General features: G+C 36.5%; 22 protein-coding genes and 1 other annotated feature. Of the genes, 14 read left to right on the top strand and 8 right to left on the bottom strand.

The features are described 5' to 3' along the window. The first annotated feature begins 69 nt into the window (after positions 1 to 69). Positions 70 to 341, top strand: a binding site (T-box leader). 99 nt (positions 342 to 440) lie between these two features. From lysS to GY23_RS07600, 4 genes are all read left to right on the top strand, one after another. Next, complete coding sequence (gene lysS / locus GY23_RS07615; protein WP_075618623.1) at positions 441 to 1,901, top strand: lysine--tRNA ligase; 1,461 nt, start codon at positions 441 to 443, stop codon at positions 1,899 to 1,901. A 142-nt stretch (positions 1,902 to 2,043) separates the two neighbouring features. After that, complete coding sequence (locus tag GY23_RS07610) at positions 2,044 to 2,463, top strand: GNAT family N-acetyltransferase (RefSeq protein WP_075618622.1); 420 nt, start codon at positions 2,044 to 2,046, stop codon at positions 2,461 to 2,463. Between the two features lie 121 nt (positions 2,464 to 2,584). Continuing rightward, positions 2,585 to 2,986 (top strand): DUF5412 family protein, encoded by a 402-nt coding sequence (locus tag GY23_RS07605; protein WP_075618621.1) that lies wholly within the window; start codon positions 2,585 to 2,587, stop codon positions 2,984 to 2,986. Positions 2,987 to 3,343: 357 nt separating this feature from the next. Then, on the top strand, positions 3,344 to 3,673 hold the full coding sequence (locus tag GY23_RS07600) for a hypothetical protein (RefSeq protein ID WP_075618620.1): 330 nt from the start codon (positions 3,344 to 3,346) through the stop codon (positions 3,671 to 3,673). A 275-nt stretch (positions 3,674 to 3,948) separates the two neighbouring features. Here the strand turns inward: GY23_RS07600 and GY23_RS07595 are convergent, their stop codons facing one another. From GY23_RS07595 to GY23_RS07575, 5 genes are all read right to left on the bottom strand, one after another. Continuing rightward, a complete protein-coding gene (locus GY23_RS07595) occupies positions 3,949 to 4,410 on the bottom strand; it encodes a DMT family transporter (protein ID WP_075618619.1) in 462 nt (153 codons plus the stop codon). A gap of 13 nt (positions 4,411 to 4,423) precedes the next feature. After that, a complete protein-coding gene (locus GY23_RS07590) occupies positions 4,424 to 4,852 on the bottom strand; it encodes a DMT family transporter (RefSeq protein ID WP_075618618.1) in 429 nt (142 codons plus the stop codon). 83 nt (positions 4,853 to 4,935) lie between these two features. Then, positions 4,936 to 5,250 carry an ArsR/SmtB family transcription factor gene (locus GY23_RS07585; protein ID WP_075618617.1) on the bottom strand — a complete coding sequence of 105 codons (315 nt, stop codon included), beginning with the start codon at positions 5,248 to 5,250 and terminating at the stop codon, positions 4,936 to 4,938. Between the two features lie 199 nt (positions 5,251 to 5,449). Continuing rightward, positions 5,450 to 6,649, bottom strand: coding sequence for an MFS transporter (locus GY23_RS07580; RefSeq protein ID WP_075618616.1), 1,200 nt, complete (start codon positions 6,647 to 6,649; stop codon positions 5,450 to 5,452). Between the two features lie 525 nt (positions 6,650 to 7,174). Beyond that, positions 7,175 to 8,437: a DUF445 domain-containing protein gene (locus GY23_RS07575; protein ID WP_075618615.1), complete on the bottom strand. Its 1,263-nt coding sequence runs from the start codon at positions 8,435 to 8,437 to the stop codon at positions 7,175 to 7,177. Between the two features lie 84 nt (positions 8,438 to 8,521). Between GY23_RS07575 and GY23_RS17990 the strand changes: the two genes are divergently transcribed. From GY23_RS17990 to GY23_RS07565, 3 genes are all read left to right on the top strand, one after another. Beyond that, positions 8,522 to 8,611 (top strand): hypothetical protein, encoded by a 90-nt coding sequence (locus GY23_RS17990; protein WP_139311098.1) that lies wholly within the window; start codon positions 8,522 to 8,524, stop codon positions 8,609 to 8,611. A gap of 364 nt (positions 8,612 to 8,975) precedes the next feature. Beyond that, the gene (locus GY23_RS07570; RefSeq protein ID WP_075618614.1) at positions 8,976 to 9,506 is read left to right on the top strand and encodes a sigma-70 family RNA polymerase sigma factor; all 531 of its coding nucleotides are present in this window, start codon (positions 8,976 to 8,978) and stop codon (positions 9,504 to 9,506) included. Beyond that, a complete protein-coding gene (locus GY23_RS07565; protein WP_075618613.1) occupies positions 9,503 to 10,528 on the top strand; it encodes a DUF4179 domain-containing protein in 1,026 nt (341 codons plus the stop codon). Before GY23_RS07570 ends, GY23_RS07565 begins: the two co-directional genes overlap by 4 nt. A 406-nt stretch (positions 10,529 to 10,934) precedes the next feature. On the opposite strand, the gene GY23_RS07560 is transcribed toward GY23_RS07565, so the two are convergent. Next, positions 10,935 to 11,171: a hypothetical protein gene (locus tag GY23_RS07560; RefSeq protein ID WP_075618612.1), complete on the bottom strand. Its 237-nt coding sequence runs from the start codon at positions 11,169 to 11,171 to the stop codon at positions 10,935 to 10,937. Between the two features lie 516 nt (positions 11,172 to 11,687). Between GY23_RS07560 and GY23_RS07555 the strand changes: the two genes are divergently transcribed. Beyond that, positions 11,688 to 14,210 (top strand): EAL domain-containing protein, encoded by a 2,523-nt coding sequence (locus tag GY23_RS07555; RefSeq protein ID WP_075618611.1) that lies wholly within the window; start codon positions 11,688 to 11,690, stop codon positions 14,208 to 14,210. 179 nt (positions 14,211 to 14,389) lie between these two features. Here GY23_RS07555 and GY23_RS07550 read toward each other — a convergent pair whose 3' ends face one another. Both GY23_RS07550 and helD read right to left on the bottom strand, forming a co-directional pair. Continuing rightward, entirely contained in the window at positions 14,390 to 15,172 is a 783-nt protein-coding gene (locus tag GY23_RS07550; protein ID WP_075618610.1) for an alpha/beta fold hydrolase, read from the bottom strand. A 728-nt stretch (positions 15,173 to 15,900) separates the two neighbouring features. Further along, entirely contained in the window at positions 15,901 to 18,237 is a 2,337-nt protein-coding gene (gene helD / locus GY23_RS07545; RefSeq protein ID WP_075618609.1) for an RNA polymerase recycling motor HelD, read from the bottom strand. A gap of 472 nt (positions 18,238 to 18,709) precedes the next feature. On the opposite strand from helD, the gene GY23_RS07540 reads away from it, so the two are divergent. From GY23_RS07540 to GY23_RS07515, 6 genes are all read left to right on the top strand, one after another. Beyond that, entirely contained in the window at positions 18,710 to 19,126 is a 417-nt protein-coding gene (locus tag GY23_RS07540; RefSeq protein ID WP_075618608.1) for a VOC family protein, read from the top strand. Positions 19,127 to 19,479: 353 nt separating this feature from the next. After that, the gene (gene pdxR, locus GY23_RS07535) at positions 19,480 to 20,919 is read left to right on the top strand and encodes a MocR-like pyridoxine biosynthesis transcription factor PdxR (protein WP_075618607.1); all 1,440 of its coding nucleotides are present in this window, start codon (positions 19,480 to 19,482) and stop codon (positions 20,917 to 20,919) included. Positions 20,920 to 21,112: 193 nt separating this feature from the next. Further along, positions 21,113 to 21,298: a hypothetical protein gene (locus tag GY23_RS07530; RefSeq protein WP_075618606.1), complete on the top strand. Its 186-nt coding sequence runs from the start codon at positions 21,113 to 21,115 to the stop codon at positions 21,296 to 21,298. Positions 21,299 to 21,694: 396 nt separating this feature from the next. After that, positions 21,695 to 22,579, top strand: a complete 885-nt coding sequence (locus tag GY23_RS07525) for a DMT family transporter (RefSeq protein ID WP_075618605.1) — start codon at positions 21,695 to 21,697, stop codon at positions 22,577 to 22,579. A 179-nt stretch (positions 22,580 to 22,758) separates the two neighbouring features. Continuing rightward, positions 22,759 to 24,246: a D-alanyl-D-alanine carboxypeptidase/D-alanyl-D-alanine endopeptidase gene (dacB, locus tag GY23_RS07520; RefSeq protein ID WP_342742395.1), complete on the top strand. Its 1,488-nt coding sequence runs from the start codon at positions 22,759 to 22,761 to the stop codon at positions 24,244 to 24,246. 81 nt (positions 24,247 to 24,327) lie between these two features. Beyond that, positions 24,328 to 25,146 carry a GNAT family N-acetyltransferase gene (locus GY23_RS07515; RefSeq protein WP_075618604.1) on the top strand — a complete coding sequence of 273 codons (819 nt, stop codon included), beginning with the start codon at positions 24,328 to 24,330 and terminating at the stop codon, positions 25,144 to 25,146. Positions 25,147 to 25,190: the final 44 nt, after the last annotated feature.

The raw sequence follows: 25,190 nt of genomic DNA, 5'->3' as shown, positions 1-25,190 counted from the left end.
AGGAAAGATGATAAGCGATTGACTTAAAGTCTGAATTTGGCTAATATAAACATAATATTAAAAATATAATATAAGGCTAAGAAGAGAAGAGTAATTTTGATTAATTATTTCCAGAGAGCTCCTGGTAGGTGGAAAAGGAGTAATAATGTTCTTAATGAAAAAAGACTTGGAGCTTCGCACGGATCTAAGATGGTAATTTTAGTGATACTGCGACGGGATCTCTCGTTAAAGAGATAGGGTATAATCAATTTTATTCAAATTGCCGTACCCGAAGAGGTTGATATGGAAACATATCAATAAACTGAGGTGGTACCGCGAAGCTAATAACTCTCGCCCTCAAGATGAAGAATCTTGGGGGTGAGGGTTTTTTTGTTGTCTAAATCGTATCAATTTATATTTTCAAGACCCATAAATTAAAATGAAAACGGGAGTGAACAAGAATGAGTAATGAACAAACTGCTCTAAGGGTAGAAAAAATGGAGACTTTAAGATCTCGAGGAATTCAAGTTTACCCAGAAAGATTCTCAATAAATTATGAACTATATGCAGCGTCTTTGCTTGAAGATGGTACCTCTGGTGTCCGGGTTGCTGGAAGAATAATAAGCATTAGAAGCTTCAGCAAGTTCAGCTTCATTACGTTATCAAACATAGAGGGAACCTTACAGCTTCTTTTAAACAAAGAAGAAATCGGAGAGATGTTGTTTCAACAATTTCATGATTTATTGGACATTGGTGATTTTATTGGAGTAGAAGGACGTATGTATAAGACTAAAACGAACGAGAAAACACTGCGTATCGAAAGCTATGTGTTTCTTGGGAAGGCATTACGTACTCTTCCAGAAAAGTGGCACGGATTAAGCAACGTCGACCTTCGATATAGACAGCGCTATTTAGATTTAATAATGACAAAAGACACACAAAGCAGGTTATTAGCAAGGACAAAAATGGTACGTGCCATTCGCAGATTCTTTGAGGATCAAAACTTCTTGGAGGTGGAAACGCCAATATTACAACATACTTCCTCGGGTGCAATTGCTAAACCTTTTAGCACCTATCATAACTCGTTTAATGCTGAATTAAACTTAAGAATTGCCCCGGAAACCTATTTAAAAAGATTAATTGTAGGTGGTTTTACCAAAGTATTTGAATTTGCAAAGAGTTTTAGGAATGAAGGAGTCAGCCCTCAGCATCTTCAAGAGTTTACAATGGTTGAAGGATATGCAGCATACTGGAATTATGAGGATACAATGAAATTAATGCGTGAAATGATTCTGTTTGTTCTGGAACAAACCTTTAATACAACTAAAATCACGTTAAAGGGTCAAACGATAGATTTTTCACTAGAATGGAACGTTGTCTCCTTCAGGAATTTAATTATAAAAGAAACAGGGATTGATATAGACCTTTATCCTGATGTGGAAGATCTATACCAAGAAACGAGGAGAAGAAATATAGACCTAGAACAAGTGGATATTGAATCATTAGGGAGAGGAAATTTCATTGATCTTCTTTACAAAAAAATGTGTCGGCCTCAACTTATAAAACCAACATTTTTAATCGAGCACCCGATCGATTTATCTCCACTAGCTAGAGCTAATGATGATAACCCTACACTTACAGATCGGTTCCAATTGGTGGTAAATGGAGTGGAAATTATAAATGCCTATTCCGAACTGGTTGACCCAATTGAACAAAGAAGAAGGCTAGAGATTCAAGCTCTTCTTAAGAGCAATGGAGATTCAGAAGCTATGGAGATGGATGAAGATTATCTAACAGCTATGGAATATGGGATGCCGCCCATTTCTGGTTGGGGATTTGGCATTGAACGCTTGTTAATGGTACTAACTGACAGTGATACAATTAAAGATTGTGTTTTATTTCCGTTGACTAAAAAACTGTAGGAAGCAATGGAACCGTTTTACCTATGAGTGATTAAGTATTAAACCTTCTTCAAATAACGTGGCGTTTCTACAATAAGTGGAAACGCTTTTTCACTAAAGGGCAGTTTTAAAAAAGTCGAATTTCAATAAGGAGAACTTTAATATGGAATATGTGGTTAAATCTCAATTAAACGATTTAGATGAAATAGTGAATATTGATAGGGAAGTAATTGGTAGTGATAGCAGGCGGAAATACATAAAAAAAGCTATTGAAGAAGAAAGATGTATAGTTGTTAAAAACGAGTTCAATATTGTAGGGTTTTTGATTTTCAATAATCATTTCTTTGATTGTAGTTTTATATCCCTAATAATAGTCAAACCGACTGAAAGGCGAAAAGGTTATGCAACCTTCCTTATGGAGTATTTTATAAGCATATCGTCAACTAAGAAAATATTCTCTTCAACCAATCAATCAAATAAAAGAATGCATGAAGTATTTATAGCAAATGGATTTATACAAAGTGGAATTGTTGAAAATTTAGACGAAGGAGATCCAAAGATAATTTACTTTAGATTAAAATAAGTGATTGAGTTCATTTTCAGAACAAGGAGCTACATCTTATTGGACCGACGTGGTTGTTAGTTAAGGAAATGAACTTGATTATAAAATAGGTTGAAAATTAATTTGGGTAGGGTGGTGCTTTATGAAAGATTGGCAAAAAATTATCTATTATGTATTGGGATTATTTATTGTTATTGGAGTTGTCGTATATTTCATCGGGCAAAATTTATTCGATACCCGATTAACCGAGTTGGATGGGAAAGGTGAGTTACAAGAAACCTTTATTTCGCCAAAAAGTAAATATAAGGCTGAATATCACTTAATCTTAGGAGATGCCACTAATAGCAATCAAGACAGGATCTCGATAACGTCTTTAAATGATAAAGGGAATGAATTTAACGATAAAACCATCTACTGGAGATATCCTTCAGAAGCGTCCATGGTAATTGAATGGGAAAATGACGATACATTAATAATTGAGGGAAGAGAAATAAAGATTCATGACGAAAAAACTTACTATAATTACAAGAAGTTTGATGAATAAGCTTATTGAACTCCCATGAAAAATAAAAACACTCAAAGTCTATAAACTGCATAACAAAAGAGACTCGGAAATTTTTTGAAAAAGGCTTTGCCTTCAGAATGAATATATTGAGTCGAAAGTTGAAATCAGGAACCAACTCCATTCTTTCTTAAAGTAAAGGCAAGGCTGGTGCCGTTTAGTTCAATTAGCAGAAATGGATTTTCCCAATTTCAAATGGAAAGTTCACTGAAAATTGGAACTTCTGCTTGGTTTGAACGTTTTAAGTAAAGAGATAATATGTTGAAGTAAAAGGTCATCAAGGGTTGTGTTATAAATTTAGGAATTTATTGAAAAAAACTATGCAAAGTGGTGGGATAAGTGAGTGGAGATGGTTTAGTTTGGTTAATTCTTTTGTTATTGATATTACTTTTTGATGGGACAGCTATCTACTTACACAAGAATAATAAAATGCCTTTATGGATATCTGGAATCATTATGGCTGTACTTGTTCCAATTTTGGGGTTTACTATAGGGGCAGTATTTTTAAAAATTTCCAGAGTTGTCGATCCCTCTGATACTCACGAAGGTTCTGCATTCGCAGCTGCATTTATCGCATTGGTCCTTTTGGCTAATGCTCTAGTTTTCTTCATTAGTGGGATAATTATAAAAATAGTAAGGTTCTTCAAATCTAAAAAAGTTAACATCTAATATTATTTTATTAATCACTAACGGGTCTTTACTTGAAGATTATCCGGCTGCTTAGACAGCTTTTTTTATTCAATTAACGAAGCAGGATATTTCAATAAGAGGTTTTAAAAATCGCAATCAAAATTGAAAAACCCCAAATAGATATCCGTAAGGACAACATATTTGAGGTACACCAAAACAGGTAGCCAATTGGCTAGATTAGATAAAACTCTTTCTAACCAATAATCCTTTTCATTTTTGGGATGACATCAACTGCATTTTGAATAATTTTACAGTCAGTCAGTTTCTTCGCTTGAGCGTTTATTTCCTTTATAAATAAAATAAAGAGAAATAATCATAAATAGTAATGCGAAGGCACGTTTAATATCAATTTCTATGACTAAACTATTGAACCATCCAAAGTGATCAATAATTACACCAATCACAAGTTGACCAGCTATACCAGCAATACTAGTGGCAATAACCCCAATTTTAGGAACTGCCATGACAGTCAGAAGTAAATACATAGTACCCAAAAAGGCTGCACTTAATTGCCATTTAGGTGCTTCTACAAGTGCAAGTACATTTCCACTGCCAAAAAATAACATGAAAATGGAAAGAAACATTGTTCCAGTGAGAAAGGTTAGAAATGTTGTTTCGATTGTTCCAGCTTTTCGACTAAATGTACCATTAATAGAGGATTGTGCGCTTAATGTGATACCGCCAATCAATGTGAATAAAATAATAAATAAGCCCACGATTATAGACCTCCTAGTTTATTAATATCAGTGCGATAATCATTGAAAGAACTGCTAAAATCTTTTCTTTATTAATCTTAGTTTTCTTACTTCCTAGCCATCCAAAATGTTCAATAACCATACTCATTACTAATTGCCCGAGAATTACAGCAACCATTGTTATGCCAACACCAACGTAAGGCACACTTACAACAATGGAGGTTAAATAAACAACACCCAAGATACCTCCAAGTAATGACCATTTAGGTGCTTTAAGTGTATAGGAAAGATCTCCTTTTCCGAAAAAGAGCCACAGGAGCCCCATGATTATCGAGCCCATAAAGAAGTTATAAAAACTTGTTTCTATTTGTCCAATTGTTTTTCCTAGTTCAGCATAGATAGCTCCTTCAAAGCTAAGTGCTGCTCCAGCTAATAGTGCTAGTAAATAGAATACATAGCGCATAGATAAGATCTCCTTTTTTGTATATAATTATATATCTAGAAATGTAGATGTAATAAGATAAAAAAAACAGAAATCAACATAAATTAGATCTCTGTTTTAAAATATTTAGCTAACTGTAGAATAAATTCTTCATTACGCCTGTAGTAAGTCCATTGTCCATGTCGAATTGATTCAAGTAGTCCAGCTCTTTGCATCATGTTTAAGTAGCTAGAAACGGTAGATTGAGAAACTTTGGCTTTTTCTTGAATATCCCCAACACATACTCCGCCTTTGTAACTTACCTCCTTTGGCAGGTGAGCACCTTGTTTTGGGAAATGCTTCTCGGGTTCCTTTAACCACTCTAGGATATTGAGCCTTGTTTCGTTAGATAACGCTTTGAATACATCAATAGGTTCCATGTGCGTTATTGTATATCTAGATTTATCGATATGTCAAGGTGGAAGTGAAAGAGATATATCATGTGAAGGTAAAGGTTATTTTCGATGAAATTAACTGACGTATGCTTTAGTAAAGTAGGGGCTGTCCCAAAAGTCAATGTTACATGGTACAGACCCAGTTTGTTAAAGTTTATCCCGTTCGTATGCTAGTATGATCCGTTCAGGATGATTTTTCCTTATTAGCTTCTAATGTCGCCGTTTTCTTGCTCCCAATTAGATACAATAACAAAATAATAATCATAAAAGCTGCGGAATAACTAAAAGTCATGCCGTACCCAACGCTTTTTGCTAAGAATCCAAGTCCTACTGATCCAATGGCTAAACCAAAATCTATAAAAATAAGAAGCATAGAATTGGCTGTTGCTTTTTTCTCGGGTGGAACAAGAGTCAATGCCCAAGCTTGGATAATTGGATGGAGCACGGCAAAAGCGATTCCGAATAATACCCCTGAAACGAGAACCATCCACATACTAGTTGAGAAGCCTAATAAGATCAAACCTACGGCCCCTGAAATGGCACCCGGAATAATAAGAATTCTATGACCGAATTTATCAAATATTTTACCAGAGAAAGAACGAACTAATATCATTGCAATTCCTTGTGCGATAAAAAACTGTGAAATTCTTGCGCCAACATTGATCTCTTTACCAAACGCCCCCATAAAGTTGACAGTTCCTGCAAGTGCCATATAATTGAACGCTACCAAAATACATGGAAGAAGGACACGCTTGTCGAACATGTACTTATAGAAAGGTTCTTTATTTGTCGCCTGTGGACTTTCCTTTTCTTTTTTAACCGTATTTTTTGTGAAAAAACTACACACCAACGAAAAAAACATAAGACCCAGAGTTAACATCATCATCGATTGGAATGAATAATTTGTAAGATAAGAAATAGCGATTAGTGGCCCGATTGTCGTCCCAACACTTGTAGACATCGCGAAAAAAACGATTCCCTCACCTAACCGAGATTTAGGAACAATATTACTTGATATCGTAAAGACTAAACTCGATAGCATACAAAATCCAATACCTTGTAGTGCTCTAATGAATATTAAAAATCCAACTGAGTCGTTTACAAAAGTAAGCCCGATTGTGCCCAAAAAATAAAGAAGGGAAATAATGAGGAGCAATTTCATATTCACTTTTTGGATAATTACACTTGCAAAGAAGCGAGTAATTAGTGATGCTGACATTAAGGTTGTGGTCATGATTCCTGCAATCGCAGGGTTATCACTAATGGTTGATACAAAAATAGGGAAACCTGCCGTAATCATATAAAAAGCAGCGAACATTACTAAAGACAATAATATAATAATTAAATATTGGTTTGTCCATAGTTTAACTTTTACTTTACCCATGGTATATAAGACCGCCTTTCAATGGCTATTTCTAAAAGTAGTGATGATTAATACGTGAAAATTGCTTTTTAAATCATGACAAATTTATTCTTTCCTAATTCGCAAAAAATATTTAGAGTTGTTTTCAATAAAAGCAATTAATAATAAAAATACCTTCGTAGATGGCACATGTGGAGGGAAGAAAGAAGTATCCATCTTTTCAACTGCCGTATGGAAGAAACGAGAAAGATGATTTTGTGGGGAAGATGTTAAATAAACAACTGAAAGAACTTGAATCAGATAATAAAGGACAAACAATGATGCCTAACAGAAAACGTAACTCTTTAATTACCTTGATTCATTGATGTGTTCATACATTTTCATCGAAGAAAACAAGCTGAGCCCAATTCATTGCAAATTTGGGCTCAGCTTGTTTGTTTGATTTTACTTTTTTGTACTAGATAACTGAACACGTCAGTATTAAATAGGCCATTTTCTTTCTTGTATTGGAACACTTCTGAAAAACCCTGAATTTGGAGACAAAATTTATCCTGTGATTAATTTGATTCCAGTTAAGGCTAGTCCAATTAAGCTGCCGCATAATGCCCCATTTACACGGATCCAAGTGATGTCGTTTCCTATTTTGTTTTCAAGCAAGACTGTAATTTCATCGTTTGTCATCTTATCCAAATTATCTTTCACTAATTGCCCGATTTTTTGGTGATTTTTTTCGATAATATCAAGAATTTCCCCCTTTATCCACGCATCTAATTTCGATAGGGCGGTCGGGTGTTCTTTCAATTTGGCAATTCCTTTATTAATAATTGGTGAGAGTATGTCCTCTATGAAATTTTCTTGTTGAACGTAAGCCAACAAAATGTTTTGGATACGTTTATTTAACGTTTCAAATAATGGCTTCATGTCATATTCATTTACAGAACTCTGTTTAATGGCTTCGATTTGTTGAATAACGGACTCGTTGTTTTTAATTTGTTCCATTTCGGTTCGGATATAACCAATGATTTTTTTACGATTTTCACTGGTTTCACTATTTAAGTCTATTAATAGCTCAGTGATCAATCCATTGGTGATATCTGTCATTTTTCCACTGACCGTAGTCTTAAAAGATTTTAAGGCAAACCCAAAAATTTTGTTTTCTGAATTTTTTTCGATTGCGTTTATGATCAATTTAGTAATGTTATCTCTAGTCTTTTGGTCAGATAATTTGCTATCTAATACTTTAAGGGACATTGTATATATTTTTTCATCCATTTGATTCTCTAATGCTTTATCAATGGCTTTTTGGACCACGTATTCTGCCTTGATGTCATTCACAAGGTCTTTTGCCCACATTTCCAATTGAGGCTTGAAGGGGTTTAAATCCAAATTACTAGATAAATAAATAATGGCTTTTTGAAGCTGTCTTTTCATTTCATTACTTTGAAGTTCCGTTTCTACTTTGTCTAATAGTAAATGGGCAATTTGGACGTGATTAATTTTATTAACTATACTTTCTTTCGTGAGCCAATCATTCTCTAATACGTGTAAAATTGATTGAATGATCCGTTCGCGGTTTTTAGGTAAGAGTGCTGTGTGGGGAATCTTTATATTTAGTGGATGTCTAAATAACGCAGTTACTGCAAACCAATCGGCTAAACCTCCTATAAGACCTGCTTCAAATCCTCCCTGCAACAACTTTCCAGTTATAGAATCATTAATCGGCATGGTAGCCAAGAAACCCATACCCATTATGCCGAGCGACCAGTTTGCAATTTTCTTAGAATCTGTTTTTTTTTCTATTGTAGTCAATTTCTGTCACTCTCCTCCGAAAAATTCGTTATTTCCATTATAGGTTTTCCTATACTGTAAGAAAAGAATGGTCTCTTTGGAAAAATTGCATTGTCTATTTACGGTGCTATTGCTACATTTCAAATGTTTTCTTTTTGGAGAGAAATTTATGCGGCCTATGGGGGATTATTCTAATTACTATCCTTCCTGGGAGAAGGGGCATAGATAAAAAAACTCCAGATCTATTCAACTAACGGAGAGATAATAAAACAGTACTCGTTTCTTATTGAAATGACATACAGAATAATTATATAAGGAAAATAAAAACATCACTTGGTAAAGGTATTTTTAGCTTTCCTCAAAACCGACATTGTACTACAAAATATGGTCAATATATTATGAGTGTTTTAAAGAAAAGCGTGTACGGCCATTTATAGAAAATGGTTGCATTTTATGTAACCTAAAAATAAATCGAAGTAGAAATGTTGCTTATTTACTTTTTTTGCAACCAATTTACTTCCTCATTCGACTTTAATACGTAACGGAGAGGAGAGCCAAAATGGATATTGTAAAATTAGTGCAAAAAGCAAAAAAAGGGGAAGATGAAGCATTTGAACAACTAATTGGTTCTGTTAGACAAAAGTTGTATCGGACAGCCTATGCATACGTGAGAAATGAACAGGATGCTCTTGATATCTATCAAGAAACGATTTACACAGCCTATATTTCAATAAAGACACTACACAAACCTGAAAGCTTCTCAAGTTGGATTACCAAAATTTTAGTTTTTAAATCTATAGATTTTATTCGAAAAGAGTCCCGCCATTTTACTACAGACGACGAGGAAATCTTTGCCGAATTGTTAGCTTCCGAAAATGGCGATTTTATCCCACATTCATTGGATTTATCAGAAGCCTTTAAATTCTTAAATCCAACTGTAAAGACCATTATTTTATTGAGGTATTATCACGATCTTTCTATTAAAGAAATTGCCACCATAATGAAGTATCCCGAAGGAACTGTGAAATCGCATTTGAATAGAGCGAAAAAAGCTCTAAGACCAATTTTGAAGGAGGGCTACATGTCATGAATAGAGAAAAATTCAGTCGATCTATCGACAATATAAATGTTCCTGTTGAGAAGTTGGTAGCAAGGGAGAAAGCTGCAATCTTTCAAGCTAAGAAAAAAAGAAAAATAGGAAGAAAAACAAAACTAACACTTGGGGTTGCGTGTGCATTATGTATGTCTCTACTTAGTTCTGGATTCGTTTCCACTGGCATGGCGGAGGCATTGTCCAATATTCCTCTACTTAAACCAATTTATAAGGATTTTAGAGATATTGCAGCTGATAAAATTGAGCATGATCAACTTGCAACAGTAATCAATAGACAAGACAGTCAAAATGGCTTAACTATGACAGTGAAGGAAGTTGCTTACGATGGCAATCGGTTAATGGTATCGGTAATCTACACTGGGGAAAAAGATCTTTCGCTTAAAGAAGAAACTGTCGGTAGTAATTATATAACGATTAATGGTCAACCAATCGAACCGGCGAGTGGTAGTACAGGGCAAGATGAGATAGATTCGAAAACAATCATTGAGCATCATCAATATACTTTTTCAGATTATGATGAATACGGTGATGAAATTGAGGTTGCTTTACATGGAAAAGATTTATTTGGCTACGAGGGGGAGTGGGCAGTTGATTTCCCACTAAAAAAAGTATCTGGTGACATCGCAGAGTTTTATCCAGCTGTTAAAAAGGCAACTGTTGATGGGATGTATAGTGTAACAGCCGATAAAGTAATATTTACATCGCTATCAACAAGAATGGATCTAACGATTGATTACCCTACTGAAATGGATGAAAATGATACATGGCCGTGGTTCGATGTATCCGTAGTTGATGATAACGGTCGTGTATACGATAAACTAAAACTACAATCAGGTATGGCGGCTGGGAACTATGGTCATCATATGATTCTGACACTTCCACCGATGGATCCAATACCACAATCATTTACACTCAAACCAAGTCATACAAACAGTGAAGGCATTAGTGAAGAAATAAAAGAACTCGAATTGGTTGTTCCATTGAACAAAAGTAAATAATGATCTCATTTGTCTAATTTATTAAATTGCGGGGGTTTTTTAAGCTAACATTTACGCGATAATTGAAAAACGAGTTGAAATAAAAGCCATCATAAAAGCCGGATTCCATAACTACTGGAATCCGGCTTTTTACATTAGATATTCATAACTCTCTTCGCGTTTTCTGGACGGAACCCTATATAACTCCCATGAAAATAAAATTACCGACAGTCAAAAAAAGACAATAAGGAAGTAGACGCAGCTCATTTGATTTTTTAACAGTACAGCGCCTAAACTTGGATCGGATTATTCGTTGGATTAGGACGAATTTGGTTCAGTTATCATCACTTTGTAGTCCGAGTTTTCAAATCTTCGAACAGAATGCCGTAGATACGAGCTTTATAAAATTTTTATATTATCTTTGGATTTATATATCTGCATCAATTTTTTTCTTATTGAAGAGCCAAATGAATATTGTTAGAACAAGTAGAACAATTGGAGTCAAGCCAACATATTTCCAGGTATTATTTGCTCCTGAAAAATAATATGCTATCGGTAAGAACGTAATTGTACTAATTAATAAATATATCCACGACTTTTTTGCAACCCCCACAATTAAAGCAACAATTGAAACGACAAATGAAAGCGACCATAAGAATAGCACTTTATCCCCCCATCTTTCTTTTTCTGGATAATCACAATAGTATCGTTCATATCCACTTCTTCAATTGCATTATACCAAAAATATCCATTTTAACCTCAAAACTAAAAAAGGACTTGAAGCGATTAAGCTTAAGTCTTTTTTGAGCTAATTATAAACACTTCCATATTGTAAGAAATGCTGTGAATCACTTCCGCCAACAACAGGAATGTCTAACTCCTTAGTAAAAGCGAATACTTTCTCAGAATTAGTATCAAGTCCTTGAATAACGAGATCCTTTCCATTCGAATCATCCAGTTTACGGATTAAAACTATTCGTATGAACAACAATTTATATATTGGCAGAATAAGTACATATAAGGTATCTCATTCCCGTGTAGCTTTTGATAAGATCTTCGAATTAACCTTTTAATTTTTGGCGAAATTACTTTTTAGTTATTTATGGTAATATCATAGTATCATCATAACTTATTTGTATTAATACAGGTCTTTATAATTAAAAAAGGGGGGATTTCTTCCATGATTAAACATATAGATAAAGATACTTTATACCGTTCCTTGTTTGAGCATAACCCGGACATAACCCTTTATTTAGATAGAGAAAGTATGATTGCTAAAGCAAATCAAAACCTGTCCAAAGTGATTGGTTATTCGGTTGATGAAGTTTCGGCAACCCCATTTATCAAGTATTTACTAAAGCATGAACAGGATAATTATCAGAACAATTTCTTGAAAGTTCTTAACGGAGAACCAACAAGTATGGATTCTTTCTTTATACATAACAACGGAAATAGCATACCGATTCATATTATATTGATTCCTGCTATTGTAGAGGGTAAAGTAACGGGTGTTTTCGGAATTATAAAAGATAAATCTGAAGCTCGAAAAATTGAAAATAGTTTACTGGAGTCTGAGTTAAAATTTAGAGCTATTGTGGAAGAAGCATTAGTAGGTGTCTATATCTTAAAGGATAACCATCTCCTATATGGTAATCCATACTATCATAAACTACTCGGAACTAAGTACTGCGACACCAACTTCAATATTAATAATTTTGTTCACCCTGAAGACATTAATGAACTCCAATCCACCTTTGATTCGTTAAAAGCCGGAGAAGAAGGAATCACATATTATTGCCGTGTAATTCGTCAAGACGGGTCTGAGATAAGAGTCGAATCACATTCCAAATTAATTTATATAGACCGAGAACCGATAATTTTGGGTACAATTATAGATATTACAGAGAGAGAAAAATCTTGGGAGCAAATCAATTTTCTTGCCTATTATGATCAATTGACAGAGTTACCAAATCGAAAGTCCTTTGAAGAAACCATGAAAAAGGAATTAGTAATTGCTAAAACGCTGAATCAGAAGCTGGCAATTATGTATCTTGATTTAGATAGATTTAAATATACAAATGATACACTCGGTCATCATGTTGGGGATGAGTTATTGATAGCTATTTCTAAACGCCTTCAGATAGTACTTGGAGATGAACATCAACTGTTTAGGATTAGCGGAGATGAGTATGCAATTATTTCTCCTAACTGTAAAACTATTAACATGATAATTGACATAGCAAATCAAATTATTAGTTCAATGGAAAATCAATTTATCATCGATACATATAGCCTATTCATGACAACAAGCATTGGAATCAGTCTTTTCCCGACAGATGGTGAGGATACAATCTCCCTCATGAAAAATGCAGATGCAGCCCTACATAATGCAAAACGAGAAGGGAAAAATACTTTTAAAGTATATTCTTCAACAATGGATATTCGAACATTTAGGGCTTTTAAGTTAGGGTCTGACATCCGTTTAGCACTTGAAAGTGATCAATTAGAGTACTACTTTCAGCCAAAGGTAAGCACAGAGAATAATGAGATAGTAGGTGCAGAAGCGTTAATTAGATGGAATCATCCGGAATGGGGAATACTATCTCCAAATGAGTTCCTTCCGATTATTGAAGAACATGGGTTAATAGCAGAAGTGGGAATTAAAATGAATTGGAAGGTAGCCAAGCAAATTAAAGCTTGGCAAGATATGGGGTTACCACAAATACCTATTTCTGTGAATTTATCAGCAAAGCGATTTCTAGACAAAAACCTTGTAAGTAACTTTCAGCAAATTTTGAGGGACACGAAACTTGATTCTGAGTTTATCGAAATAGAAATTACTGAGACTTCTATGTTAGAAAATGAGAAAATTGTGTTGACGACTTTAAATGATCTCATTAAAACAGGAATATCTATTTCCTTAGATGACTTTGGTACAGGCTACTCATCGCTTTCTTATTTAACCAGGTTTAATAAGTATATCAATACTTTGAAGATTGATCGTTCTTTTATAACCCATTTAAATCCCGATGAAGAGAATGAATCGAACTTGATCACTCAAACCATGATTACACTTGCAGAAAGCCTGAAGATGAGCGTTGTAGCTGAAGGAGTAGAAACTTTTGAGCAATACAATATTTTAAAGCAAATGGGATGTAAGATTGTTCAGGGATATTTATTTTCAAAACCTCTACCTGCCCCTGAATTTGAAGAACTATTAAAGATTGGGACAATTGATTTACCGGATGCTCACAAATTAGAAAATCAAACATTTGAGGAAAATAGAAAATTTTTCAGAGTCCCTCTTCATTTTCCGCTCAGTGGTTCAATGACTCTTACAAGAATCAATGGCCGTACGGTAGACCTAGGAAAAACAGTAGTATTAATCGATGATATTGGATTAGTTGGTCTTCGCTTTTTAACAGATTTAAAGCTTACAGTAAATCCTAATATCATTCTTGAATTTGAGACTTACTTATTTGGAGAAACTATTAAGCTACAGGGCACTATTGTCTGGATGAATGAAATAAGACAGGATATTTATCAATATGGCTTAGAATATGCCATTGATGAGAGTAAACGTGCTGAGGTTACGCCAATTTTAAATAAACTTGCTATAAAGCTTCGAAAGGCCACTTTAGTCCCGGATTGTAGTTTTGTAACTGAGGATCGTTACACTTTTATAAAAAAATTACGCAATTAAAGAGGCGAAAATACTGAGATAACTTCAAAGGTTTACCAATTTGTATAAAGAGGAAGAGAGAATTTGAAAGATTAAATAATTGGCTCAGTTCTCGTTTATTGTTGATTTTTTACCAAAGGAAAACCGCCCATAAGAAGAGCGGTAAAAAAATATCGTTATCCGTTAGTTGAAGTGCACTATCAGCCAATAAATTGTATTAAAAGCTGGTTAAACTTGTCACGTTCTTCCCAGAAAGGACCATGACCGCTGTATTGAAATGGAACAAGCAGTGAATTTTTTATTAGCTTATTTGTTTCCTGTGCTTTATCAAACGGAACAATTTTATCATGTATTCCGTGAATAATCAGTGTAGGTACTAGTATTTTGTCAAGATCATAGTAGACGTTCTCGTCTCTTAGTGACATCATGACTGCAGCAGTCGACCAACCGGCTGCTTGTAATCCTAGTTGAAAAAACCAATCCGATAAGGGGGCAGTGAGATACTGGAAGAAGAAGAGATCCGTTAATCCCTGCAACATTTTGGGGCGATCATTTAGTGTTCCTGTAATGAAGTTATTTGCAACTTCTTCTTGAACGCTATAAGGAGATTGAGCGTCTATAAGGACAAGTTTGGTTACTTCATAACCTTGATATCGCGCCATATATCGAATCGAGATTGCCCCGCCTGTGGAGTGTCCTGCTAGTGTGATATCTTTTAACTGCAATGCCTCAATCACAGCATGGATATCATCTGCCAACCTGTCAAAATTATAGCCATTGAATGGTTTATCCGAATTACCGTAACCCCTCCAATCAATGCCTATACATCGATATCCCATTGCTGGAAGAACATTAAACTGATATTCAAACTGCTTATGGTTTAATGGCCAACCATGTATAAATAGAATTGTTTTATTTCCCTCCGGGTTTACATCCTCTACATATATTTTCACACCAGGTTCCACTGTAACAAAGTATCCCATGTTGTTCCCTCCGTTTAATTAAAATGGCATCAACAATAAGATACTCATCTAGGGAAACATAAGTGAAAGTTCTTGGCTTGTTTATGCCGTTCTTTTAAACTCCCGTGAAAATTAAAAAACACTCAAATTTCATAATTGCCCATAACAAAAAAGACCCAGAAGAACTTATTTCAAAAAAGGCTGAGCCTTAAAAGAGATTAGATTCAGTTGGTAGTTATTGAGAAGTACCTCCGTTCATCAGTAAATAAAGGAATGCTACCCATATTGGGTGCGACGGTCTGTGATGCACCGCGGTCATTGGAGTCAGACTAACGAATTGGCTTTTTGGCACCATAGTTCATCGACCTTCTTCACCAACCATAATGATCAATACCCGTTCTGACCCATGTAACTATGAATTAAACAATAAACCCATGGCTCCTTGCAAAAAAGGTACATGGGATTCGAATGTAATCTTTATCTCATTCGCACGTACGTGAACTGGGAGAAAAGCCGAAGATGAATCTGTATGAAGAGGAAAAAAGAAAAAGCAAACGTCTGATAAAAGACGTTTGCTTTCGTTATTTGCAGGTACGCTCCGCATGTATTGTTTTAACACAAATAAGGCACCATTAATGAATAGCTCGAAACCCAGATAAATAAGGGTTTTGGGCGTTTTTTAATTTCTAGCAAATTTATGGAAAGAAGGAGTAACGCATCAAGTCTTTATCGTTAATATTTCTACTACGTCACGCTTGGATGAAGCCTCCCTGCAAAACGTTTCGCAAGAATGGGCTCGGTTTACCTACACTGTAAAGCTGTAAAAAATGCATAGCCCTGGTGCAGGCGGTGTAAAAAACTCTACGTAGACTCTCATCGCCGTATACATGCTCGGATGCGTCATAAATTATGACGGCGTCGAATTCGATGCCTTTGGATAAATACGAAGGGATGACAATAACACCTTCTTCATATTCAATTGAGCCGTTCTTCACGAGCTTAATTTCATCGATGTTAGACAGGGCTTCAAATGCACTTCTACTTTCCTCAGCAGATTTGCATATTATGGCAATACTATTATAGCCAAGGATTCGCAAATCTGAGACTTTGGATGTAATGAAGCGGTGGAGTTCTGCATGATCGACCATTTGTTTCAGAACAGGCATCTTGCCGTCCCTTTCGAAAGGGATAATCCGTTCGCCGTTAGGTATTAGTCTGCGTGTGAATTCGATAATCGGTTTTGTGGATCGGTAGCTGCGTGTCATGTTGATCACTTCCGTTTCATCCTGTCCATATAAATCGGTCAGTGTGTGAAAATCAAGCATTTCGCTGGCATGTGCGAATATCGCCTGATTAAAGTCACCTAGCACAGTCATCCTTGCAGATGGAAACAAACGTTTTAGAAACTCGAATTGAAACGGTGAATAATCCTGCGCCTCGTCAACAAGTACGTGCTTTATCGAGCCGTTCGTCTGGAAGCCTTGAATCAGCTCTTTCATAAGTAAGAACGGAGTAGCATCTTCGTAAGATAGTTTACCTTCATTTAGCATTTCCAGCGTCGCTTGACAAATCTCCGCCCACTCCGTGGGTGTTTCCCCATCTATCCACTGTTTGATCTGCAGGGAATTAGTAAAAAGTTGCTTATATATCCCCTTAATGTCGATGAAACCAAATGTTTGGACCCGTTTACGTAACGGCTTCAATTTCTGTTGAACAATCAATCTGGCAAGTGCTTCTGGCTCTATCTCATAATCGGCAATTGATTCTCTTTCAAAGCCGCGTTTTTTCGCTAAGTAGGTATGGGCCTTATGATAGTCCTCGTTGCTAAGCAGCTCGATTTTCTCCAGTACCCACGGTTTATCCAGTTCAGCCTTTTGGGTTTCATTTATTTTCTTGATTAGCCAATCCTTCAACTTTTCAAGTCTATTATGGAAGCGGAGTGAAGTGTCGTTACTATAAAATCTTTCTGCAATTTGTTGAGCGGTGACAATCGGCTGTCCTCTGAAAATCATGTCCTTGAATAACATTCCAGATAACTCTAACGACTTCCTATATGATTCAATCGCTTCGAAAAAAAGGGGTGATGCTTTGAATCGAATGCTTGCAACCCTTGACCTGTAGGGAGGGGTATTCGTAGCAGTTAATACATATTCCAATTGCTCGTAGGGATTTTCAACTTGAAACTCTTTACTCAGCCGATGATCCAAGTATTCCTGGAATGTGACCTGCTGCATATTCTCTTCTCCAAGTTCTGGCAGCACATTGGACACATAACTGTTAAACATCGCATTAGGTGAAAATAGAATAATTTGATCAGCATTCAGACTATCTCGATATTTGTAGAGCAAAAAAGCAATCCGCTGCATGGCGGCCGATGTCTTACCACTGCCAGCTGCGCCGTGTACAATGAGAAGTCTCCCACGATCATGGCGGATGATTCGGTTTTGTTCCTGTTGAATGGTAGCTACTATATTGTGCATATGTTTGTCTGTTCCTTTGCCCAGAACCTGTTGTAAAATCTCATCACCAATGGTGAGACTCGTATCGAACATGGATTGGACAACGCCGCCACGGATAAGATATTGCCCCTTTTTCTCCAATATACCTTTGATTTCGCCCCCAGGTGTTGCATACTTGGCCGGTCCAGTCTGGTACTCATAGTAGACACTTGAGACAGGCGCCCTCCAGTCATAGATAAGAAATTCTTCGCCACTTGCATCCGTAAGTGTGGATGTTCCAATATAGATTTGTTCCTGGGTAGAATCTCCATCTTCAATGAAATCGATTCGGCCGAAGTAGGGAACCTCCTGCAAACGTCGCAGGTTGGACAAGTTCTTGGATGCATGTCTAACTGTGCTTTGGTTTACTGATAGAGCTTGGGCTTCTTGTCTCAAGCCGATGATGGTCTCAAGATAATCGTCGAAAGTATCAACACTCACCTTGACTTCATCCCAAAAGTGTTTGCGTATAGTAACCAGTTCGGTCCTTCGCCGAGAAGTTTCTTCCTCTAATCTGCTGATTCGCTCCGTTATTGTCTCGATTACACTGTCCACTCGTTTTTGCTCCTGCTGAAATTCCGAATCCATAGCAACGACTCCTTAAAATAATGGATTTGACAAACGAAAAAACATGGTGTATAATTTAAAATAGGGATATAATGCTCATTATTATAAATTGGCATATATCTATATAAATTTACCACAGATTCTCATTTCTTTCAATGTATTGGACATGATTTCTATGTTTGTCTTTCTTAATGCTTCTTTGCCATAACATACACCAATTGAATGCAAGAAACATACACCCTCTTGGTAAGAGGGTGTTTTTTTGACGCAATTTTACTACATGATATAAACCATAAATAATTTCTGGTTCATTTTTATTAAAAAGTTTTATGTGTTCTTCAACTCGGTGGCTTTACTTCAATATGAATAGGGCGACTCATGCTCAACTAACGCGGCAGTATCGTTCAATAAAAATACAAGAAAAATGGAGGAAGGATAAAGAGACATAAAAGGAGAAAGTATATACCATGAAATATGGGAAGGGGTCGATAGAATGGGCGATAAATTATTAAGGGTAGGAACTATTTATATACCGGTGACTAATGTAGAACGATCTTCTGAATGGTACGTAAACAAATTAGATGCAGAGTTAAGCTACAAAGACGAAGATAAAGCAATTCTTGATTTTGCAAACCAAAGCATATTTCTTGTTAAATCTAATGAAATTCAAAGCTCCAATTTTACTGATAGTAACGGTGTTGAGCGTTTTTCTTTAACATTTGAAGTTAATGGCTTAAATGCCTTAAAAGCTATACATAGAGATTTTACAGAAAAAGAGATAAGAGTTGGAGAAGTTGAAGACAGAGGACATGCTGGAAGGAATTTTGTTTTTTATGATTTAGATGGAAATAAATTTGATGTGTGGAGTGAATTAAGTCCAACTTTCAAAGAAAAATGGCTTATAAAGTAATAGCTAAAACTATATATTGTTGAACTCACGTGTGCTTTAGTTAAAGAACAAGGAACTGTTATAAAATAGTTCCTTTTCTTTTTCAACTAAACGAAGTGTTTCTGCCTATTTAGAAATGATAGGAATTCAAAATACTCCTTTGTTCCCTCATTTACTGCTTCGTTTCCGATGCTACCTAAGTACTTTCCTGTAACACTTAGATTGATATCATCCTCATTAATATTTGCAAGTAAATATTATCTCCAGGTGTTTTTGGTGCCATAATAGAGACAAGTAAAGAAAATTATAATGAGAACGTGACAGAAAACACACAATCAACTTCATTGATTAATGTACAAAGGGGAATGTGGAAAATGAACTGGATGCCGGATAGAAATGCCAAGAAAGCGATCTATAAACAGCTTGCCGAATTTATCGAAGCTGGAATTGCGGATGGTACTTTTCCGCATGATAAACCACTTCCGTCTGAAAGGCTCCTTGCCAAGGAATATAACCTTAACCGCAGTACAGTTGTGTCAGCATACGACGAACTAGAATCTAATGGGCTTATCCAAAGAAAAAGGGGTAGCGGAACAACCATTAATAAAGATATATGGGGGATTACGAAGAAACGGATTCCGAGTTGGAATCGATATATTGAGGCTGGTTCTATATTGCCCAATTTACCCATAACGCAAAAAATCCGAAAAGAAGTGGCTGAGCAAAAATTGATCAATTTAGCTAGTGGAGAATTGTCAGAAGATCTCTTTCCAAGGGACTCACTAAGAGGCATTGGAACAAACAGATCGTTTGTCGGGAGCTTGGGCTATGATCACCCTCAGGGAAATGTGATATTAAGAAATACCATTGCAAAACATGTAATTCATGATAGGAAAATAGAGGGAACTGATGCTTCCTCAATCCTTATTACCTCAGGTGCACAGCAAGCTTTGCATTTAGTCGTCCAATGCCTGTTAAAGCCAGGCGATGCAGTAGCTATAGAAAATCCATCGTATTCTTACAGTCTCCCTATATTCAAATCTTCAGGCATTAGGACCTATCATTTGCCCGTGGACAAGAACGGGATTAACCCGGATGACCTAGTTTCCTTATATAAAAAGCACAAAATCAGAATGATTTTCCTAAATCCTTCTTTCCAAAATCCCACTGGAACATCTCTGTCCGAGAGTAGGAGAAAAGCTATTTTGGACATCTCATCAGAGTATGGAATTCCCATTGTGGAAGATGATCCATACAGTTTAACTTCCTTTAGGGGCGATGAAGTCAACACATTAAAGTCGCTGGACCCTCATGGGAATGTCCTCTATATTAGTTCATTATCAAAAATCGTGGCATCCGGCTTAAGGATTGGGTGGATCATAGGTCCAAATGCGGTGATTGAACGATTGACCGATGCGAAGCAGCAGATTGATTTTGGACATTCGAGCTTCACGCAATGGATTGCAAATGATTTCCTGGATTCAGAAGAATTTCCTGCACATATCAATAGGTTAATCGTGCAGTTGAAAAAACGTAGAGATCAAATAACTAAAAGCCTTAAATACTTTCTAGGGGATCAAGTTGATTTTTATGTTCCCGAGGGCGGCATTCATATATGGTGCAAGTTGAGAAAAGAAATTAATGAAATGAAATTACTAGAAGAATCCATAAAAAGAGGGATTATATATGTCCCCGGAACAACAATGGGTTCAGAAAAGGGATATGTCCGTTTTACATATGCGAGGGAGAATGAAGAAAATATACATGAAGGAATAAAACGATTTGCAGATGCCGTTCAGGCGGCTCAAGAATAAATTTATTTTTGCAAGTGGATGGTGTAATTAATAATGAAATGGATGGTCATAAATTCAATAAATCCTTTATGATAATAATGTGATAGAAATTCAATTTTTGGGTATTAAAAGTAATTACTTCAATAATGAATACCAGCATAGATTCTAAACGAACGTTTACTATAAATTACTTTGACATCAAGGAGGAGTAAATATGAACAATCTCATTATATTAATTATCGTTGCCATCATTATGGGGAGTGCTCTAGTAGGTACACTGTTCGTTACAAAAGAAAGAGACGCTGTTTATAGCAGTAAAAAAAGTATGAATAACCTAGGATTGATATATATCGCTTTAATTCCGGTACTGGTCATTGTAGGATTGTTTTTTTGGCTTTAAAATAGTTGGCATCATGGATGAATTGACGATTCAACACAAAGAAATTGCACAGGAAATGCTCCTGTGCAATTTCTTTGTGTTGTCGCAACTTCCGGCCATATCGTCGCAACTTCAAGCTATAATGTTGCAACTCTCGCTTTTCTTTTGATTATGCTAAACTTTCATTAAACGAGATTCATTGAATCCAAATAAATTGGAGGGAATATGAAAGAATTAAGCGAATCATTTTAGGAATCTTTATGTCTCTTAATAACACGGTGGTTTTTCTGAAGGATTTGATTAGAAAGAAGATATAGTTCATCTTTCAACCGATATCCCAAGAATAAATTCACTTATCAACGATCGGGCATTTCCGATACAATATCGAACGAAGGTTCAGTAAAGGACGTACTTATTATGCGTGTATATGTAGCACTTGTTGCCCTCAGTCTTATTTGGGGTCTATCTTTTGTATTTATCTCCATTCTTAGCGAACCCGCGGGTGTATGGGGCACCGTTTTTATCCGGTGCATAGCGGGTGCAATTTTGTTATTGCCAATCCTTTGGTTTAAACGCAAGGATATAATGAAGCCCGTTCCTTGGAAAGCGTTAATGGTAGTTGGTGTAGCGAATGCAGGATTACCATGGGGGCTAATCGCACTGAGTCAAACACAAATAAACAGCAGTTTGGCTGCTGTACTCAATGCGTTTACACCAATATTTACAGGAATCCTTGGCTTGTTATTTTTTGGCTCCATATTGCTTAAGCAACAATGGATTGGAATCGCGATAGGGTTTGTCGGTATTTTAATTATCATGAAGTTTGATATTTCGTTGTTGTTTGGTGAAAGTTTTGTGGGGATTGGTACAATGATATTAGCTACGATGTGTTATGGCTTTTCTTCCCATTACGCCCGCAAACACCTAAAAGACGCTGGCATCATTTTTGTTACAACGTGTACATTGATTGTCGGAGCCATTGTCGGTGGAGTCATGATGCTACTTACCAATGCGAATCAATTACAAACACTCGCAGGAAACATGAGCGGGGAAGTGTTATTTGCTATCATTGGTCTAGGGTGCTTTGGTTCTGGAATTGCCCACTTATTATTCTTTTATTTGATGAAAGAAAGAAGTCCGGAATTTGCAACTTCCGTAACTTATTTAATCCCAATTTCCGCTATTTTTTGGGGTTACTTCTTATTGAAAGAACCTATTACCATACATATGATGATCGGTTTAGTAGTCATCCTATGTGGCGTTTACTTAACCACCCGCCCCAAACTCACTTTCAAAAAGTGAGTTTTTTTATATATTCGATGATAAGAAGTGATTCCCCTGACCGAATAATTTGCCCAACTTGTACATATATAAATAGACAATCGAAAAGGAATGAGTAAAGAAGGCTTTTTCCTCACAAGATAAAATATGTACTATTGCCAAACGGGAATGAATCTTCCAAGGGGGAATATGCTCTGAACTTGAAACATAAATTAGTGATTACTTTTGTAATTGTCATATTGGCATTTTTACCTTTCATAAATGTTAAAGAAGAACAATCAGTTGCAGCGGATGTCGATTACGCTCAACTTGGACATGAAATTAATAAAATATTGCAGGATGAACGAGTGAAAGGTGCCACGGTTGGCGTGAGTGTGAGGCATGCGACGACTGGAGAACTCATTTACAATCATTCGGGTGATACCAGACTCCATCCGGCATCGAACATGAAATTACTGACGGGCGCAGCTGCGCTAGAAACGCTCGGTGAAGATTACCGTTTCTCAACAGAAGTATTAGCGGATGGAAAAGTAGCAGCAGGTGTTCTTCAGGGGAATATCTATTTAAAAGGGAAAGGTGATCCGACTTTACTGGAGAAAGATTTCGATCTACTTGCCAAAAACTTGATAACACAAGGGATAAAAACGGTGAAAGGAAATTTAATTGGAGATGATACGTGGTACGACAATGATCGCTTGTCGCCAGACATTACCCTATCAGATGAATCCTATTATTATGCAGCCCAAGTTTCAGCATTAACAGCATCGCCAAATGATGACTACGATGCAGGAACCGTAATCGTAGAAGCCCATCCAAATAAAAAAGTGGGAGAACCCGCAACGTTCAAGGTGACGCCAGAAATAGGTGTTGTAAAAGTAATTAATCGTTCAATTACCGGGAAAGCAGGGGCGGAAAAAGATCTTCTGATAGAGCGTCAACACGGAACGAATACGATCCTCATTACCGGAACAGTTCCTAAAGGTGGACCCGTGACACGGGAATGGATTGCGGTTTGGGAACCGTCCAATTATGCCTTGCACTTATTTAAGAAATCGCTAGATGAAAACGGAATCAAATTTACTGGACAGTCAAAGGTCGTATTAGGGAAAACCCCATCCAATGCAGTTATCTTAACATCGAAAGAATCAATGCCACTTAGAGATTTATTCATCCCGTTTATGAAACTGAGCAACAATGCACACGCCGAAATCCTGACGAAAGAAATGGGCAAAGTGGTTTATGGAGAAGGAAGCTGGGAAAATGGAATTCGAGTCATTGAAGAAACCGCGGTTAAACTTGGAATGAACAAGGAAACCATCATGATTCGAGATGGTTCAGGACTATCCCAAATTAGCTTAATTCCTGCAAATGAACTAACCGAGTTATTATATGCCGTACAAGCAAAGCCATGGTATAACGCCTTCTTGAACTCTTTACCAATAGCGGGAATAAAAGATCGATTTGTGGGTGGTTCTCTTCGTAATCGCATGAAGACGGAACCTACAGTCGGAAATGTCAGAGCGAAAACCGGCTCGTTGACTTCCGTATCTTCCTTATCCGGCTATGCCACGACTAAAGATGGTGAGCTATTGGTATTCTCCATTCTCATTAACAATGATTTAGAAACTGTCACGCCAATAGAAGATCAAATTGCGACGGTAATTGCGAGCTACACAAAAACAAAATAACTACTAGCTTCTCATGTGAAAATATGGGAAGCTTATTTTATGGGGAATATTTAGAAATTTATGTTTATTGAGGAGAATTATATGTTAACAACAAGACAACTGCACGATATTGAACAACTTCGAAAAGAAGTAGAAACACATGATGGACTGCAACTTAAATTGAACTGGGAAATGCTTCGTAACCGAGAATCTGATCAACTTGATTTCTTGTACTATGAAAACGATGAGTTGATAGCCTTTTTAGGTTTGTATGCATTTGGTTCAACGGTTGAAGTCACGGGGATGGTAAAACCAAGAGAACGCCGAAAAGGCCACTTCACAAAGTTATTCGTGGATGCGATGGCTGTAGCAAAACAAGTGGGTTACAAGAAAATCCTGTTGAACGCCCCAGCTAGCTCAGACTCAGCTAAGGAATTCTTGAAGAAACAAGGAGCGAGCTATAAACTTTCAGAACATCAAATGCAGTGGCAGCCACAATCTCTTGATGCTGCAACAGGTTTTGTTTTACGCCAGGCTACAATTGCGGATTTAGGCATGAGAATCCGTCTTGATGTGGAAGCATTTGACGTTCCGTTGGAAGATGCCACGGCAATGGAAAGACGGATCGACGGAGATGAAGACACCGATATGTTTATGATCGACCTCAATGATGAAACCATCGGGAAAATTCGCGTGAAAAGAGAAGACGGCCAAGCGTGGATCTACGGGTTTTCGATTCTTCCCGAACACCAAGGAAAAGGAATTGGTCGCAAAGTATTGCGCCATATCGTCAAACAACAAAGTGAAGCGGGGCATACCGTCCACCTGGAAGTGGAAACGAAAAATGCCCATGCCTTAAGTTTATATGAATCCATAGGTTTTAAAGTAGTGCATGCACAGGATTACTATACATATAAATAGGTGTTAGAAAGAATCGTAGTGAGATTTATTTGAAACTTCTGTAA

It is taken from the genome of Paenisporosarcina indica, assembly GCF_001939075.1.
GTDB lineage: Bacteria > Bacillota > Bacilli > Bacillales_A > Planococcaceae > Paenisporosarcina > Paenisporosarcina indica.
Note: the sequence above shows the minus strand (reverse complement) of the source record. Positions and strands in the feature narration are given on the sequence as shown.